The sequence below is a fragment of the Agrobacterium burrii genome (assembly GCF_017313405.1).
GTDB classification, from domain to species: Bacteria; Pseudomonadota; Alphaproteobacteria; order Rhizobiales; family Rhizobiaceae; genus Agrobacterium; species Agrobacterium burrii.
Genome location: NZ_JAFLNA010000008.1, coordinates 86,872 through 103,180 on the forward strand (window position 1 = coordinate 86,872; position 16,309 = coordinate 103,180).

Annotated in this window: 12 protein-coding genes and 1 tRNA gene; 9 read left to right on the plus strand and 4 right to left on the minus strand. The window is 58.5% G+C overall.

Going from position 1 to position 16,309, the window contains the following annotated elements; genetic code table 11:
* Positions 1-312: 312 nt before the first annotated feature.
* The 3 genes from JZX89_RS15790 to JZX89_RS15800 form a co-directional block, all read right to left on the minus strand.
* Positions 313-984, minus strand: coding sequence for a protein-L-isoaspartate O-methyltransferase family protein (locus JZX89_RS15790; protein ID WP_207134646.1), 672 nt, complete (start codon positions 982-984; stop codon positions 313-315).
* A 245-nt stretch (positions 985-1,229) separates the two neighbouring features.
* Positions 1,230-1,303 (minus strand) — tRNA-Cys (locus tag JZX89_RS15795).
* 238 nt (positions 1,304-1,541) lie between these two features.
* The gene (locus tag JZX89_RS15800; RefSeq protein ID WP_084687064.1) at positions 1,542-1,694 is read right to left on the minus strand and encodes a DUF3309 family protein; all 153 of its coding nucleotides are present in this window, start codon (positions 1,692-1,694) and stop codon (positions 1,542-1,544) included.
* Between the two features lie 720 nt (positions 1,695-2,414).
* On the opposite strand from JZX89_RS15800, the gene JZX89_RS15805 reads away from it, so the two are divergent.
* Together JZX89_RS15805 and JZX89_RS15810 are read left to right on the plus strand one after the other, a co-directional pair.
* Entirely contained in the window at positions 2,415-2,720 is a 306-nt protein-coding gene (locus JZX89_RS15805; protein ID WP_149897451.1) for a hypothetical protein, read from the plus strand.
* A gap of 83 nt (positions 2,721-2,803) precedes the next feature.
* The gene (locus JZX89_RS15810) at positions 2,804-3,049 is read left to right on the plus strand and encodes a DUF982 domain-containing protein (protein WP_046798319.1); all 246 of its coding nucleotides are present in this window, start codon (positions 2,804-2,806) and stop codon (positions 3,047-3,049) included.
* 617 nt (positions 3,050-3,666) lie between these two features.
* Here JZX89_RS15810 and wrbA read toward each other — a convergent pair.
* A complete protein-coding gene (wrbA, locus tag JZX89_RS15815; protein ID WP_153513941.1) occupies positions 3,667-4,266 on the minus strand; it encodes an NAD(P)H:quinone oxidoreductase type IV in 600 nt (199 codons plus the stop codon).
* Between the two features lie 276 nt (positions 4,267-4,542).
* Here wrbA and JZX89_RS15820 point away from each other — a divergent pair, with 276 nt between their 5' ends.
* The 7 genes from JZX89_RS15820 to JZX89_RS15850 all read left to right on the plus strand — a co-directional run bounded on the left by JZX89_RS15820 (position 4,543) and on the right by JZX89_RS15850 (position 16,294).
* The gene (locus JZX89_RS15820; RefSeq protein ID WP_207134798.1) at positions 4,543-5,334 is read left to right on the plus strand and encodes a competence/damage-inducible protein A; all 792 of its coding nucleotides are present in this window, start codon (positions 4,543-4,545) and stop codon (positions 5,332-5,334) included.
* Positions 5,335-5,539: 205 nt separating this feature from the next.
* Positions 5,540-6,385: a universal stress protein gene (locus JZX89_RS15825; RefSeq protein ID WP_149897449.1), complete on the plus strand. Its 846-nt coding sequence runs from the start codon at positions 5,540-5,542 to the stop codon at positions 6,383-6,385.
* Positions 6,386-6,673: 288 nt separating this feature from the next.
* Complete coding sequence (gene gpt / locus JZX89_RS15830; protein WP_046798460.1) at positions 6,674-7,171, plus strand: xanthine phosphoribosyltransferase; 498 nt, start codon at positions 6,674-6,676, stop codon at positions 7,169-7,171.
* Positions 7,172-7,848: 677 nt separating this feature from the next.
* Positions 7,849-11,667 carry a vitamin B12-dependent ribonucleotide reductase gene (locus JZX89_RS15835; protein WP_207134647.1) on the plus strand — a complete coding sequence of 1,273 codons (3,819 nt, stop codon included), beginning with the start codon at positions 7,849-7,851 and terminating at the stop codon, positions 11,665-11,667.
* Between the two features lie 52 nt (positions 11,668-11,719).
* Positions 11,720-13,366 carry an SAVED domain-containing protein gene (locus tag JZX89_RS15840; protein WP_246746744.1) on the plus strand — a complete coding sequence of 549 codons (1,647 nt, stop codon included), beginning with the start codon at positions 11,720-11,722 and terminating at the stop codon, positions 13,364-13,366.
* Between the two features lie 2 nt (positions 13,367-13,368).
* Complete coding sequence (locus tag JZX89_RS15845; RefSeq protein WP_207134648.1) at positions 13,369-14,508, plus strand: SMODS domain-containing nucleotidyltransferase; 1,140 nt, start codon at positions 13,369-13,371, stop codon at positions 14,506-14,508.
* A 10-nt stretch (positions 14,509-14,518) separates the two neighbouring features.
* Positions 14,519-16,294 carry a HesA/MoeB/ThiF family protein gene (locus JZX89_RS15850; protein WP_207134649.1) on the plus strand — a complete coding sequence of 592 codons (1,776 nt, stop codon included), beginning with the start codon at positions 14,519-14,521 and terminating at the stop codon, positions 16,292-16,294.
* Positions 16,295-16,309: the final 15 nt, after the last annotated feature.

The window sequence follows — 16,309 nt, forward strand, 5'->3', positions numbered from 1 at the left end:
AACCGAAGACGGCTGTCGCGCCGATGCTCTGAAACATGTTCAGACAAAATCGCCGGGCGTTTTTGCCGTCCCTGCTGCAGGATCATGCGGGGCAGAAATACGCACACCCCGAATCACCCTTATTCTAGGGCAGCATAGTGAGGAACTAAATCACTGATTCGACAAGTTTCACGGTGATGCACAGCTTTGTGAGAACAGGCTGTCAAGGCGTTGCCGCAGGGCAAACGGGGCGCAGCATGCAGGCCCCGCAAAAAACAAACGCCGGGGCGGAAGGGCCACCCCGGCGTAAACGGCGAATACCATCTCGATGGATCAGAAAACGAATTCTGCCGCCTTGGCAAAACCGGGCAGAGGCTTGATGGAGGCGTTGAAGGAGCTTGCAGCCGATGTGCTGTTGCCATCACGGCGGTAGACAGTGGCCTTTGCGGCATTGCCATATCCGACAACAACGACCAGACGTCCGCCGTCGCGCAGCTGATCGGTCAGCGCCGTCGGCACTTCCTCGACGGAACCGTTGACGAAAACCAGATCATAGGGCGCTTCGCCCGCATAACCCTTTTCGAGATCGCCGGTCACGACAGCAACATTGTCATATCCAAGCGAGGCCAGCGTCTCGGTTGCCTGCGCCGCCAGCGCTTCGTCACATTCAAGCGAAACCACCGAACCGGCCAGCTGGGAAAGGATGGCAGCCGCGTAACCAGAACCACCGCCGACTTCCAGCACCACATCTTCCTTGGAGACGGCGGCAAGCTGCAGCAGTTTCGCCAGCGGCGAAGCCTTCATGACGTAGCGCGCCGGGCGGCCGTCGCGGGCCGGACAGATCTGCATATCCTCGTCCGCATAGGCAATCTGCCGCACGCCCGCCGGCACGAAAGCCTCGCGCGGCACGCTCAAAAACGCCTTCAGCACCGAATGCGAAGTCACGTCAGTCGTGCGCAGCTGGCTGTCGACCATATTGGCGCGCGCGGTTTCGAAATCCATCATGTCCTTATCGCCTCAATTTCACGGACGCCGGTCGGGAAGCCTCGGCTCCAAAAGCTCAAAACGGCGCGGGTTTCCCCTCACCTTTGGATAATCTCATAATTGCCAAGGCGCGCGCTTTCAAGCGTGGTGAGTAGGATGTGGGGGAAAAAGCGAAATGAAAGGGATTTTTTGAAACAGCAAAGACGGTCAATCACCGAAAAGCGGGAGATATGTTCAAGACGACATCTGCAATTTTGTGGAAAATTTGGAGGCCTCGCCCGGAATTGAACCGGGGTACAAGGATTTGCAGTCCTCTGCGTCACCACTCCGCCACGAGGCCTCACACGCTCTTTATTCGAGCGATGGCGGGCATTTAGAACGAATCCATTTTGGGCGCAAGAGGGTTCGTTCCGAATGTGGTGTTTTTTCAGGCCGGATAAGCGCAATGCAGTCTCCCCTCGGCTAAGGGATTAAGATTGCGTGATTTTTTGTATCTTCCTCATATTTCAGAAGAAATAATGCCCGCATCCGCCGCAATTGCGGCAGCGCGGGCATGGCTCAGTCTTAAGGGTGATCGATCAAATCCGCCCAAGCAGAACCAGTATCAGGATGATAACCAGAACCAGCCCCAGACCGCCCGACGGGCCATAACCGTAATTATGGTAACCCCAGCTTGGCAGCGCGCCGATCAGGAACAGAATAAGCAGGATGACGAGGATGGTGCCGAGCATGTTTAACCCTCCGCTATTGGCATGTGTGTTCTGCCTGATTCAATGACGGAGAATGAAAAAGGTTCCCTCCAGTTCCCCTGCTGCAACTTGCCACCCAAAAAAGCATCCTAGCCGTTTCAAAGGGTTAAAGCGCTATCTGCGGTGAGGACTGCGTCCGCCCGTCGGGTAAAATAATTTGCCGGATAAATATATCAGGCGGGGAGCGTTGAAACGGCGTGGGTCTAAAGGTCAAAGGTCTGGGACGTCTATGACCGGCGATGGCAGCGATTTATTCGTGGTAATTTCTCGGCCTATGTCCATTGGCGGTTGTTAGTTACACTATAACAAGTCCCCCGTACCCTGAAACTGGCGGGAGACAGAGAGATCTGGCATCACTGGCAGTGCGCCAGATCTCTCCCGCCCCCTCCCGGCGCACCACAAATCCCCCTGCAGACACACGGATATTTTACCGATGGTGATATTCGCTTCTCTTGCCTTGCCGGTTTCACTCCGGCTAGACCCCGGACCGGGAGGGAGAAACGAGAATCATATGTCCGGTTTTGCGAACCTCATCCCGCTTTTCATCTTTGGCCTCCTCGTCTACGCTTTCTTCCGCTGGGTCGCGCGCGACATTCAGAATCCGAAAAGCAAATAGACGGGACGAATAATCCTTCATCTTCTTGCCTGTCGGGAACCGCTGCGCCTCCATATCGTTTTCGCAGACGCACTTCGGAGGACAGGATGAAAACGCTCCTATCATCGGCCACTATCGCGCTCACATTCGCGCTGACGGGATGCACGACCGTCGGACCAGGCCCCTACGTCGGACCGGCGCCTTATGTCGCACCAATCCCCGGCAGCATCATTTACAGAGGCCAGCCGCGCACAAAGCTGACGAAATCGCCGATCGGCAGCACCTTCAGCCACGAATTCCGTATCGATGGCAGCACAAGGGCGGTGGAAACCTACCGGATCGCGCCCGACCGCTCGCTGGAACTTATCGACCGACGGATCATTCGCGACTGGCTGTTCGGACGCGACGACTGACCGCACCACGGCCGGACCGAAACGGATTGCGCATTCAGGCCGCTTCGGTTAGAGCCGGGCACGACAAACAATACGGATAGGCGATGAATACGCGCTGGCAAAAACCCGTCCTGATCGCGTTTGAAACGCCGGGCGAATATACGAGCATCGAAACCACGCAGGCCGCTTCCTGGGCGCTGATCGAGGACTGGCCGATCGAAGATGGCGATGCGCTGGACAAGGCGCTGCTCATCTGCGCCGCCGTCGATGCCGGCCGGAAAAAGCCGGAAGATGCGCGCAAGGCCTTCCTCGCCGCCGCCATCGAAGCGGGCCTTGATTTCAAGGCCTGACGGGAGAATGGCTCGCCTGCCGCAAAACGATAAGATGTGCCCTGTGGCGCTGAAACTTCAAGACAACAGGTTCGATGGATAAAAACCGATGGAAGCTTCCGGAAACATGAAAAAAGCCCTGTTCATCTTTCTTCTCTCCTGCCTGGCAATCGGCCTTCTCGGCCACCTCGTCGTGGCCTTCGTCGTCACCGGCTGAAGCAGCAAAGTGACGCCCGCCGCCGCGTGCAATGGCAGCGTGTTAAAAATCTCTAAATTTCATTCTTCTGTTATGGAACCGCAATAAGCTCCGTCCGTTCTCTTTCCGATCAAACAAGGAGGATTGAAATGCGTGACGGATTGAACGGTTTTCTCGAAATCTCGATGCTCGGCTTCGTGGTCGCAAGCTGCCTTTTCATGGTCAACCTGCCGATCTGACACGGCGCCAAATCCTCTCGTCACAGGACCGGCGACGTAAGATGCCGGAACAGAAAATGCGGCCTTTTGGGCCGCATTTCTTTTTTTCAATCGCTTAGAGCATTTCCGCTTTTCTCCGAAATGCGGAAATGCTCCAGCTCTTTGTTTTTACGCATTTTCCGGACGTAAAATCGCTACGCACTTTTACTGGAAATGCTCCAGGCTCAGGCCGAAAGCTTGGCGGCCAGCTTGGCGACATGCGCGCCCTGATAGCGTGCAGCTTCCAGCTCGATTTCGGAAGGCTGGCGCGAGCCGTCACCATCGGTGATGGTGGAGGCGCCATAGGGCGAACCGCCCTTGATTTCATCGACGCCCATCTGGCCCTGGAAAGCATAGGGCAGACCGACAACGGCCATGCCGTGATGCAGGAAGGTGGGAATGAAACCGAGAATGGTCGATTCCTGACCGCCATGCTGCGTGGCGGAAGAGGTGAAGGCCGAGCCGACCTTGCCTACCAGCTTGCCATTGAACCACAGGCCGCCGGTCTGGTCCCAGAAATTGCGCATCTGCGAGGCAACTGTGCCGAAGCGCGTACCGGCGCCAACGATGATGGCGTCGTATTCGGCCAGTTCTTCCACCGTCGCCACCGGGGCCGACTGATCCATCTTGAAGTGGGAGGCCTTGGCGACCTCTTCCGGGACCAGTTCGGGAACGCGCTTGACCACGGCTTCCGCGCCGGTGGACTTGACGCCTTCGGCGACGGCATAGGCCATTGTCTCGATATGGCCGTAAGCGGAGTAATAAAGTACCAGAACCTTCGTCATTCTCTTCGTTTCCTTTGTTGGAACTGTTTCCGGCGTGCCGGCCAGAAGCTTCTTCAAAAACTCGATGATCATCGGCGTTGACCCGTCAAATGTGTGTGACGAAACCTAGCCCACGGCCCCTCATCCCGCCAGCCGGGGATTGGCATACGCACTGTTCACCATGAGTGAACGGAAAACCGGAATGTCAACCATTTACAAAAGGACATTTTTTCAAAACTGCTTTGCATTCATCAGTAGCGGGGCTAACGTCGGGGGAAACAGATGACGAGTGCAACCATGTCCAATCCCTCCTCCACCTCCTCCGTTGTCACCGCCGCCATGCTCGCCATCGGCGACGAATTGCTGTCGGGCCGCACCAAGGACAAGAATATCGGACATCTCGCAGATGTCCTCACCATGTCCGGGATTGACCTCAAGGAAGTGCGCATCGTCGCCGACGAGGAGGAGCAGATCGTCGAGGCGCTGAATGCGCTGCGCGGCCGTTACGACTACGTCTTTACCTCCGGCGGCATCGGCCCGACCCATGACGACATCACCGCGGATGCGGTATCAGCGGCGTTCGGCCTGCCCTGCGAACACGATGCCGAGGCGCTGCGCCTGTTGGGTGACATGTACCGCGTCCGCGAGATGGAATTCACCGAAGCGCGCAAGCGCATGGCGCGCATGCCAAGAGGTGCCGCGCATATCGCCAATCCGGTTTCCGTCGCCCCCGGCTTCGTCATTGGCAATGTTTATGTCATGGCCGGGGTGCCGCAGGTATTTCAGGCCATGCTCGACAATGTCATGCCGACCTTGCGAACCGGTGCAAAGGTCATGTCGCAGGCGGTGCGCTCGCCCTATGGGGAGGGCGATATCGGCACGCCGCTGACGGCCGTCCAGAAAGCTCATCCAGAAACCAGCATCGGCTCCTACCCGAAATATGACGGGCAGCGCTTTTCGACGGAGATCGTCGTGCGCGCCCGCGACGCCGGCGTGCTGAAGGCGGCAACCGAGGCGGTTGCGGCCATGATCGAAACCATCGGCCAGGAGAAGCAACTGGCCGCCAGCAAGGGCGATGCAACCGCCTGAGAAGGAAAAGGCCTGAAACGAAAAGGTTTGACCAAAATCAAGGTGGCGGTCTGTAAAGGCGGCCACTCTCCCCCCTGAGCATTTCCAGGAAAAGCGGAACAGCTTTTCCGTCCGGACAATGCGTAAAACAGAGACTTAGATCGCTCTGGCGATTCGAAGAAAAGCCAGAACGATCTGAAAACGACATGTCACCGAGGAGAGAAAAATGGGTTACAAAACGATACTGACAGTGGTCGACAATGTTTCGAACACGCAGAAGCTCGGCGAATTCGTGGTAAGCCTTGCCGACCAGTTTTCCTCCCATGTGATCGGCCTGCACATGGAAACGCTGGCCGCCGTTCCGCTCGTCGCACCGATGGAAATTCCCGATCCCGCCACCGTGCAGGCTTTGCAGGACGTGGCGCACAAGGAAACCACAGATGTCGGAACCCTTTTCGAGCGCACGCTGTCTGCCAACGGCATCTCGCATGAATGGCGCAGTTTCATCACATCGGTGGGTTATGCCTCCGCACCCGCAATCGACAGCGCCCGCTGCGCCGATCTTATCGTCGCCCGCCAGAGCAGTTCTTCGGCGCTCTCCGACAGCCGCTCGGACATTGACGGTTTTCTTTATGAAAGCGGCCGCCCCGTTCTCCTCGTGCCGCATGTGCTCACCGTCGCCAAACCGATCAAGCGCGTCCTGATCGCCTGGAACGGCTCGCGTGAGGCGACCCGCGCCACCTTCGACGCCCTGCCCTTCCTGAAAGCAGCCGAAAGCGTCGAGATCTTCTCCGTCGATCAGGCCGAGAGCGAAACGCAGTCGTCGGGCCTCGCCGGCGCGGAACTGGCCGCAACGCTTGCCCGCCATGGCGTCAACGTCACGGTCACCTCGCAGGAAAAAATCGCTGGCGTCTCGCCGCAGGCGGCCATCGAAAACCGCCTGTCCGACCACAGCATCGACCTTCTGGTCATGGGCGCCTATGGCCATTCCCGCTGGTGGGAACTGCTGTTCGGCGGCGTGACCCGCACCCTGCTCGATTCCATGACGGCGCTGACATTGCTGTCGCGCTAAAACGCGCATAGCGCCCTCGGCATCCCACGTGGACCGGGCGTATGCCGCTTGTTTCTTCTCCCCGCCGGGGAGAAGTCCGCGGCAGCGGGATGAGGGCGCAAACTCTCCGAAATCCGGCAACGTTTCCCCCTCATCCGACCCTTCGGGCCACCTTCTCCACGGCGGGGAGAAGAAACAGGCGGCAATAACCAATTCAAACAACGCGCCTCACGCGCAAAGCTTGCCTTTTCGCCCGTCTTGCGGCTATTAGCCAAAGCCATCGACAATTTTGACCAGATGGTAGACGACATGTCCCTTCCCGATAAAGCCTTTCCCGTCTCCTGGGACCAGTTTCACCGCGACGCCCGCGCGCTTGCCTGGCGTCTTGCCGGTCTCGATAAAGAGTTCCGGGCAATCGTCTGTATTACCCGCGGCGGCCTTGTGCCGGCGGCGATCATTTCCCGCGAACTGAACATCCGCCTGATCGACACGGTCTGCATCGCCACCCGTCATGACTACGTCAATCAGGGCGATACGGTTCTGCTGAAGGGCGTTGACCCGAAACTGGCGGCGGATGGCGGCGAAGGCGTGCTCGTGCTTGACGATCTGACCGATACCGGCAAGACCGCGCTGGAAGTGCGCGAAATGTTGCCGCGCGCCCATTTCGCCTGTGTTTACGCCAAGCCGAAGGGCGTGCCGACCATCGACACCTTTGTGACCGAAGTCAGCCAGGACACCTGGATCTATTTTCCCTGGGACATGGGCTTCACCTATCAGGAGCCGATCGCCAAGGGATCGCGCGGCTGATCGTCTGCCGCAACAAAAAACAAGCCTGAAAAGCCGTCCCCGCCGGGGCGGCTTTTTGTTTGAAACCACCTTTTTGACGACAGCGGAAAAACACGGAAAAGCCGCACTGTCGCCTTTATGCCGCACCCCGGAAATGCGGGGTTTTGGCTTTCCGCTGCGGAAACCAGCCCCGCGCAAGCTTCAAATACTCTCGCCAAGTCACTGATTTTTTTGAGGGCTTTCTCTTTCCCCGTTTTCCACAGGCACTTCACACAATATCTTGTGGTTAAAAAACGGTTTCAATCTATGGCTTGACGAATCTATGCCACGAGAGGAAAGTGACAGTTATGTTGCGGCGGCAACGGACCGGAGAGTAACGAGGCCGGTCCCTTTCAATCTCAGCTCGCAAGTCCAAAAAGGGCGTCCCGGCCATCAGGGGGCGGTTCGCCGGCGGATTTTGCGTGTCTTTCGAGGACCGCCAAAAACATGACGCGGGGACTGGCTTCAGGAAGCTGTTGATACTATATTTAGTATTCCACACTATGCTTGCAGCCGTATAAGCCACGAGATACAGGGATCGCATCCAAGGATGAACATCCCTTTCAGATCGGCAACAACCGGCTGCGCGAAGACATCGCACGGCGGGACCGGATTTTTGCGCCCTTTGCCGGGCGCCCAATGGACGAGGACAGGAAACCATGCGCATTGAACGTCGCTTCACGAAGCCCGGCCAATCGCCTTATGCGGAAATCGACTTCCGCAAGGCCGTCAGTGAAATCAAGAACCCCGACGGTTCCATCGTGTTCCGTCTGGCGGATATCGACGTTCCCGCGCAGTTCAGCCAGGTGGCGACCGACGTTCTGGCGCAGAAATATTTCCGCAAGGCCGGTGTGCCGAAGGTGCTTAAGAAGGTTGAGGAAAACGATGTTCCTTCCTTCCTGTGGCGCTCGGTTGCCGATGAGAAAGCCCTGAAGGATGTGCCGGAAGCCGAGCGTTACGGTTCGGAAACCGATGCGCGCCAGGTTTTCGACCGTCTGGCCGGCACTTGGGCCTATTGGGGCTGGAAGGGCAAGTATTTCACATCAGAAGAAGATGCGCTGGCCTTCCGCGACGAGCTTGCCTACATGCTCGCCACCCAGCGCGTTGCGCCCAACAGCCCGCAATGGTTCAACACCGGCCTGCACTGGGCCTATGGCATCGATGGTCCGGGCCAGGGCCACTTCTATGTCGACCCCTTCACGGCCAAGCTGACCAAGTCCAAATCCGCTTACGAACATCCGCAGCCGCATGCCTGCTTCATCCAGTCCGTCGAAGACGATCTGGTCAACGAAGGCGGCATCATGGACCTGTGGGTGCGTGAAGCCCGCCTGTTCAAATACGGCTCCGGCACCGGCTCCAACTTCTCCTATCTGCGCGGCGAAGGCGAAAAGCTTTCCGGCGGCGGCAAGTCCTCCGGCCTGATGAGCTTCCTCAAGATCGGCGACCGCGCAGCCGGCGCCATCAAGTCCGGCGGCACCACCCGTCGTGCAGCGAAGATGGTCGTCGTTGATGCCGATCACCCTGATATCGAAGCCTATATCGACTGGAAGGTGAACGAGGAGCAGAAGGTTGCCGCCCTCGTCACCGGCTCCAAGATCGTCGCCAAGCACCTCAAGGCAATCATGAAGGCCTGCGTCAACTGCGAAGCTGACAATGGTGACTGCTTCGATCCGGCCAGGAACCCTGCCCTGAAGCGCGAAATCCGCGCTGCCAAAAAGGACATGGTGCCGGAAAACTACGTCAAGCGCGTCATCCAGTTCGCCGAACAGGGTTACAAGGACATCCAGTTCAAGACCTACGACACGGATTGGGATTCGGAAGCCTACCTCACGGTGTCAGGCCAGAACTCCAACAACTCCGTGTCGCTGAAGGATGACTTCCTGCGCGCTGTCGAAAATGACGGCGACTGGAACCTGACCGCCCGCAAGGACGGCAAGGTCATGAAGACGCTGAAGGCCCGTGACCTCTGGGAAAAGATTTCCCACGCCGCCTGGGCGTCGGCCGATCCGGGCCTGCACTTCAACACCACCATGAACGACTGGCACACCTCGCCGGCCGAAGGCCCGATCCGCGCCTCCAACCCGTGCTCGGAATATATGTTCCTCGACGACACGGCCTGCAACCTTGCCTCGCTGAACCTGCTTCAGTTCAAGGATGCCAAGACGAAGCGCATCGACATCGCCGATTACGAACATGCCGTCCGCCTGTGGACCGTCGTGCTCGAAGTCTCCGTGATGATGGCGCAGTTCCCGTCGCGCCAGATCGCCGAGCGCTCCTATGAATACCGCACGCTCGGCCTCGGTTACGCCAACATTGGCGGCCTGCTGATGTCGTCTGGCATTCCCTATGACAGCGATGAGGGCCGCGCCATTGCCGGTGCGCTCACCGCCATCATGACCGGTGTTTCCTACGCCACCTCGGCTGAAATGGCCGGTGAGCTTGGCCCCTTCCCGGGCTTTGCGCCGAACCGCGACAACATGCTGCGCGTCATCCGCAACCACCGCCGCGCCGCCCATGGCCTGTCGGATGGTTATGAGGGCCTGTCGGTCAACCCGGTCGCGCTCATCCATGCCGATTGCACGGATCAGGACCTTATCACCCATGCCACCGCCGCCTGGGACAAGGCGCTGGCGCTTGGCGAACAGCACGGCTACCGCAACGCCCAGACCACCGTTATCGCGCCGACCGGCACGATCGGCCTCGTCATGGATTGCGACACGACCGGCATCGAGCCCGACTTTGCGCTGGTGAAATTCAAGAAGCTCGCCGGTGGCGGTTACTTCAAGATCATCAACCGCGCCGTGCCGGAATCCCTGCGTTCGCTTGGGTATTCCGAAAGCCAGATTGCCGAAATCGAAGCCTATGCTGTCGGCCACGGCAATCTCAACCAGGCGCCTGCCGTCAACGCCTCGACGCTGCGCGCCAAGGGCTTTACCGATGAGAAGATCGAAGCCGTCAATGGTGCGCTGAAAAGCGCCTTCGACATCAAGTTCGTCTTCAACCAGTGGACGCTGGGCGCCGACTTCCTCAAGGGCACGCTCAAGGTTTCCGACGAGCAGCTCTCCGACATGAGCTTCAACCTGCTGGAGCATCTCGGCTTCAGCAAGAAGGACATCGAAGCCGCCAACGTGCACGTCTGCGGCGCGATGACGCTGGAAGGCGCACCGTTCCTGAAAAACGAGCATCTGCCCGTCTTCGATTGCGCCAACCCCTGCGGCAAGATCGGCAAACGTTATCTCTCGGTTGAATCGCATATCCGCATGATGGCGGCGGCACAGCCGTTCATCTCGGGTGCGATCTCCAAGACGATCAACATGCCGAATGACGCGACGGTGGAAGATTGCGGCGCAGCCTACATGCTGTCGTGGAAGCTGGCGCTGAAGGCCAACGCCCTTTACCGCGATGGTTCCAAGCTGTCCCAGCCGCTCAACGCCTCGCTGGTGGAAGATGACGACGAAGAAGATTTCGTCGAGGAACTGATCCAGCAGCCGCTGGCCCAGCAGGCCGTGACGATCACCGAAAAGATCGTCGAGCGCGTCATCGAGCGTGTTTCCCGCGAGCGTGAAAAGCTGCCGAACCGCCGTCAGGGTTACACCCAGAAGGCAACCGTCGGCGGTCACAAGGTCTATCTGCGCACCGGCGAATTCGGTGACGGCCGCATCGGCGAAATCTTCATCGACATGCACAAGGAAGGCGCTGCCTTCCGTGCGATGATGAACAACTTCGCCATCGCCATTTCGCTCGGCCTGCAATATGGCGTACCGCTGGAAGAATATGTGGAGGCCTTCACCTTCACCAAGTTCGAACCGGCCGGCATGGTGCAGGGCAACGACGCGATCAAGAATGCCACCTCGATCCTCGACTACGTGTTCCGTGAACTCGCCGTCTCCTATCTCGGCCGCCACGATCTCGCCCATGTCGATACGTCCGACTTCTCCAACACCGCACTCGGCAAGGGCATCCAGGAAGGCAAGACCAATCTGCTCTCCACCGGCTGGACGCGCGGTTACAAGCCGACGCTGGTATCGAGCAACGAAGGCGACCGCGCCGCTTCCGAGCCCAAGGGTTCGGCAACGGCAGCCCCTGCCCGCGGCTCCGCCAACGTCACCTCCTTCGCCGGCTCGGCCGCCCGCAAGCTGGAACCGACAGTGGCCATCACCACCTCGGAAATCGTCTCCTTCAAGCGCGATTATGAAGAGCGCGCCAAGGAACTGGCGGTAGAGATCGCCGAAGAAGTGATCGACGAGGTGGTTCAGGAAGCCCAGCAGACCGCCACCGCCCTCTTCTCCGACAAGGCCGCCGCAGACGCTGCATCGGCCAAGGCGGAAGCCAAGAAGAAGGAAAACGAACGCCGCATGCGCTCGATCGCGCAGGGCTATACGGGCAACATGTGCTCGGAATGCCAGAACTTCACGATGGTGCGGAACGGCACTTGTGAGAAGTGCGATACTTGTGGTGCGACGAGCGGTTGCAGCTAATCCGAAAACTTTTTAGCCCGATGTGGAGCGACAAGGAGTCTGACACGGCGACATGTCGATGACACAAAATCTGTTGCCCGGAAAGTTTTTCCGGGCTCCTTCTGGAGAGAAAATCCGGTCCGCCGACCCGAAAAGTCGGCGGAAAATGGCCAGAGGAACAAAACAGGAATCAAACAGAAGGTGTGATGAGCTTCAGATGGCAGACGCAGTGATTGCAAATTGGGACGGTCATGATTACCAGTCGCGCTTCTTCTGGGTGCATGCTTCAGGCCTTCGAAACAGCGAGACACCGTATGTCGTGGAAGTTTCATATGAGACTGACGGACCCAAGGGGTTCGACGACGTCGTGGTCCGGTACAGCCCGGGAAAAGCGTCCCGTCGACCGTTCGCCGTGGAGACCGCGCACCACCAGGTCAAATTTCACGTTACCCGTGCCGGGCGCTTCGGTTTCGAAGACCTGATCGCTCCGGAGTTCATTGGCGCGGAGAAGTTTTCGATTCTCCAGCGGCTCAAGGATGCGGTCGCAAAGGCTCCGGCGAACTCCACCTTCACCCTCATCACCACTGATCGTGTTCTCGACAACGATCCGTTGGTGAAGCTCATCGCGACTGCGGACAACGCGATCGATGTCGGGAAGCTCGCCGTCGGCAAAACCGAGCGGAGCGAAATGGGCAAGGTCCGCGCGCTGTGGCGGAAGCACCTCGAACTCGAATCAGACGAGCAGCTGTTCGCGATTCTCGAAACATTCCACATCAAGGAAGGCTATCTGTCGTTGGATGATATGCGGACGCAAGTCGATTTGCATTTCCAGATCGTCGGGCTTTCTGCGGGCGGGAACAGTTTGGACTTCCCGCGAGATGGCGCTGCCCGCGCGCTGAAGACGGCACAAAGGAGCGTTCTCACCCGTGATGGGTTCGAAGAGTTCTGCCGCGAACAGGGCTGGATCAAGTCCGAACAGCCCGAGGACCGGAAAAACATATCGATCCGTTCCTTCAGCGACGGCCCGGCCGATCACCTCGATGCCGCGTTTGAGAATACGCTATCCCTTCTTAATCACTTCGAGGTCCGCCATCTACAGCCCGGCGCAGACTGGAACGCAGACGTCCGCCCCGAAATCGAGAGTTTCCTCGAGCGGGTTAGGGTGACCGAAAAGAATATTCGCCTGTTTCTCGACACCCACTCGTCGGTGGCGTTTCTCGCGGGCGCGTTGTTGGGGTTTAAGACGAACACCCATGTCGAGATCAATCAAAAGGGACGCGGTCCGACAAGCGTCTGGCGCTCGGACGACGGGAAAACTGGCCCCCGGGCCAATACGGAAATCATCGAGGTCGGCAACGGTGGCGATATCGCTGTTGTCGTCGGGCTTTCGCGCAACGCCCTCGTGGATGTGAACGATTATGTTGCCAAGAACGTAGCCACGGTCGGCCGTATCCTGAACGTTGTTCCGGAAAATGGCCCCGGCCTCAAATCACTTGTGGGCGGCGAGCACGCTGCGGACCTGGCCGACCAGGTCGCGGACACCGTGAAATCGATGCGGCCCACTTTCGGCGCGACAATCCACTTCTTTATTGCCGGGCCGAACGCCTTCTCGTTCTTCATGGGCCAACACCGCGACTCGATGGGGCCGGTTACGCTTTACGAATTCGACTTCAAACGGGCTGTCGATGGCAGCTACCACCCCTCTTTCAGGATCGGTTGAGAATGGAACTCAAAGCTCAATTTAACGAATTCCTCCGTGATATCCGACCGACGGATCGGCAGAAGGAAAACTGGAAGACCGGATCGAACACACTGCGCTCAAGGCTCGCCGCTGACGAGAAGCTCAAGGAAATCGTGGTGGCGACCTTCTTGCAGGGTAGCGTTCGCCGGTCGACGGCGATACGGCCTACCGGCGACAAGCGTCCTGATGTCGATATCGTGGTAGTAACCGACATTGATTATCGGACCACCACTCCCCGCGAGGCGATGGACAAATTCGTTCCGTTTCTGGAGCGCCACTATTCGGGGAAGTGGCGGCCGCAGGGCCGATCATTTGGCATCGAGATGACCTATGTCGATCTCGACTTGGTGATCACAGCGCTGCCAACCGATCCGACCTCCAGGCAGGTGATGGAACGATTGTACCGATCCAATTCGGTCCTCACGACGGAGACGCTCGAAGACGACACGACCTGGCGTCTCAATGAGAATTGGCAGCCCACGCCGTTTGGCTTCCAGCCGCCCGCGCTCGACGACGCCCCGACAGCGAACTGGCGTCCGAACCCGCTCTTCCTTCCCGATCGGGATGTCGGAACCTGGGGAAGGACCCATCCTCTAGCCCAGATTCAGTGGACGGCGGCTAAGAACCGCGCCTGCAATGGTCACTACGTTAACATCGTCAGGGCAATGAAGTGGTGGCGTCAACAGCATGCGGACAGGCTGCCAAAGTATCCGAAGGGCTATCCTCTCGAACATATGATCGGGTATGTCCTCGAGGATGGCACGAGTTCGGTGGCCAAAGGCTTTGTTCAAACGCTGGAATCCATGCGAGACAAATGGCGTTTCGAGGCACTCGTGGACCAGGTTCCCACGCTTTCTGATCACGGCGTGCCCGAGCACAACGTCCTGAAGCGCCTGTCCACCGAGCATTTCAAGGCGTTCCACACTGCGGTTTCGACGGCCGCCGATCAGGCACGAGAGGCGTTGGAATCCGAAGACGCCCAGAAGAGCGGCGAACTCTGGCAGAAACTGTTCGGCACGAAATTCCCCCTTCCCGGGCCGAATGGTGGGGATCGAAAGGCTGGCTTTTTCACGCAGCCAACGAAACCAGCCGAACCCCGGAAAACCGACCGTTTTGCCTGAGGCTTCCTAGTTGTTCGTACCTGAACCTCTCGGCTTGGCAATCAGCGGCGTTGCCGGTCACACCCGAATCGAATGCACAGGTCCCTGGACGCGTCGCGCGGACGGGGTCTGGTCGCTGCCTATTCTCGCCAGACTCTCCGTTCCCGAGACGGCGTGGATGCCGGCCGAGACGAAATGGTTTGTGACGTTCGAACCTGCAAACACCGCAGTGACGATCTATCCTGCGAAGGATGGCGGGATCACGACAACTTTTCAGCACCAGAGTTTCAACCATGAAGGCGCGGCCGGCACGCCGTGGAGGCTTGGCAATCCCTGTCTTCAGCGGCAGACGGCCGTTTTTGGGCGAAGTTCGTGGTACGGTCAACCTGAAGAGCTTGCCGAGAAAATCACTTGGTATCTTGATAGGCTCCTGCTTTGGATCGACGCAGCGGCGACAGGAGAACTCGCCGTAGTAGGGGAGCCTTTCGAGCTGCCTGCGGGGCCGGAACAGGGTGGGTTCCCCCTCATTGGTTTCATGAGCTCCGAAAGCGATGTTGCCTTTTGGTCGGGGAGACGAGGCACGTGGGGCTGGGCTGACATTGCCAAACTTCCAGGAGCCTCAGCGACTTACGCACTGACCGCATTCCGCGATAAGGAAATGAAGCCTGTCCGAGAACTCAAATGGGGCGGGTTGATCTCTGCGCTGCCATCGGCGACTGCCGCGCTGTGGGTTGCTCTCGACAAGTTGCCCGTTCTGTCGCCTTGGGAACTCCCACGCACATGGAGCGCCCTCTCCTCATACCTCGAGAAATCGGGAATCGCGCTTGAGAATATCTTGATCGACGCCGGAGCGGATCGCCGACGGCGAAGAACTGATAACGACCCCCTCATATTGCTGTTCGGGTTTCCAATCTCCCACGTGATTGGATATCCTCCCTCGCGATATCATTGGATTGCTCTGGAGGGCGTGGGGCTTTCAAATCGGCGAACCCAGAAAAACGGGTTTCGATCAAGCGAACAGACGCGGAGGCTGGTCGACCGTTCCCGGGCCACCTCGACTACAGTCCTATCCTGGCTACGCACGGCTAATTGGGAGCCCGAGGAGCTTAGGACGCGTTCGGGTCACGAAGTTCTCAGTTCCCTAAAAAGTGTGCTGCTCATCGGTGCCGGGTCTCTCGGCAGCGCCCTGTCGGAAAATTTGGCCCGGATGGGTGTCACGCGCATTGGTGTTATCGACGCTGACCGTCTCGATGTCGGCAATCTGACGCGACATGCGCTGGGATTGGATGGCGTTGGCCATAACAAGGCCAAAGCCCTCGCACGTGCGCTCAATCTGATAATGCCTGACGCCGATGCCATTGCCTTTGAAACAAGCTTTCCACCGATGGACAGCAATTTAGCCGCGCAACTGCGAACATATGAAGTCATCGTCGACTGCACCGGTTCCGATGTCGTTCTTGATGCGATGTCAGAATTTGACTGGGGTGGCGAAAAGATTTTCGTCAGTTTAGCGATGACCTGGAAGGCGGAAGGCCTACTCATCTTCACCGCATCCGAAGCCTCCTTTCCCACGATCGACGCGAAAGAGCGATTTTCGGAAGTCGATGTTCCTCCGACCGATCTAAACGACGCCAGAGTGGAGGGTGTGGGTTGTTGGCACCCGGTGTTTCCAGCGAGTGCTGCGGATGTGCGGCTGTGGAGCGCAGTTGGATCGAAGGCGGTCGTCCGCGCGATGCGCTCTCCGGAACGCCGTTGCGAATACTTCCGACAATCCGACGACGGCATGGTGGAGAGGCGCGATGTCTGAGCATGACATGATCCG

What these genes read in the sequence shown, in the direction of transcription:
- JZX89_RS15790 (WP_207134646.1), bottom strand. Translation starts at nt 984, where the DNA reads ATGATGGATTTCGAAACCGCGCGCGCCAATATGGTCGACAGCCAGCTG.
- JZX89_RS15800 (WP_084687064.1), bottom strand. Translation starts at nt 1,694, where the DNA reads ATGCTCGGCACCATCCTCGTCATCCTGCTTATTCTGTTCCTGATCGGC.
- JZX89_RS15805 (WP_149897451.1), top strand. Translation starts at nt 2,415, where the DNA reads ATGAAAACGCTCCTATCATCGGCCACTATCGCGCTCACATTCGCGCTG.
- JZX89_RS15810 (WP_046798319.1), top strand. Translation starts at nt 2,804, where the DNA reads ATGAATACGCGCTGGCAAAAACCCGTCCTGATCGCGTTTGAAACGCCG.
- wrbA (WP_153513941.1), bottom strand. Translation starts at nt 4,266, where the DNA reads ATGACGAAGGTTCTGGTACTTTATTACTCCGCTTACGGCCATATCGAG.
- JZX89_RS15820 (WP_207134798.1), top strand. Translation starts at nt 4,543, where the DNA reads ATGTCCAATCCCTCCTCCACCTCCTCCGTTGTCACCGCCGCCATGCTC.
- JZX89_RS15825 (WP_149897449.1), top strand. Translation starts at nt 5,540, where the DNA reads ATGGGTTACAAAACGATACTGACAGTGGTCGACAATGTTTCGAACACG.
- gpt (WP_046798460.1), top strand. Translation starts at nt 6,674, where the DNA reads ATGTCCCTTCCCGATAAAGCCTTTCCCGTCTCCTGGGACCAGTTTCAC.
- JZX89_RS15835 (WP_207134647.1), top strand. Translation starts at nt 7,849, where the DNA reads ATGCGCATTGAACGTCGCTTCACGAAGCCCGGCCAATCGCCTTATGCG.
- JZX89_RS15840 (WP_246746744.1), top strand. Translation starts at nt 11,720, where the DNA reads ATGTCGATGACACAAAATCTGTTGCCCGGAAAGTTTTTCCGGGCTCCT.
- JZX89_RS15845 (WP_207134648.1), top strand. Translation starts at nt 13,369, where the DNA reads ATGGAACTCAAAGCTCAATTTAACGAATTCCTCCGTGATATCCGACCG.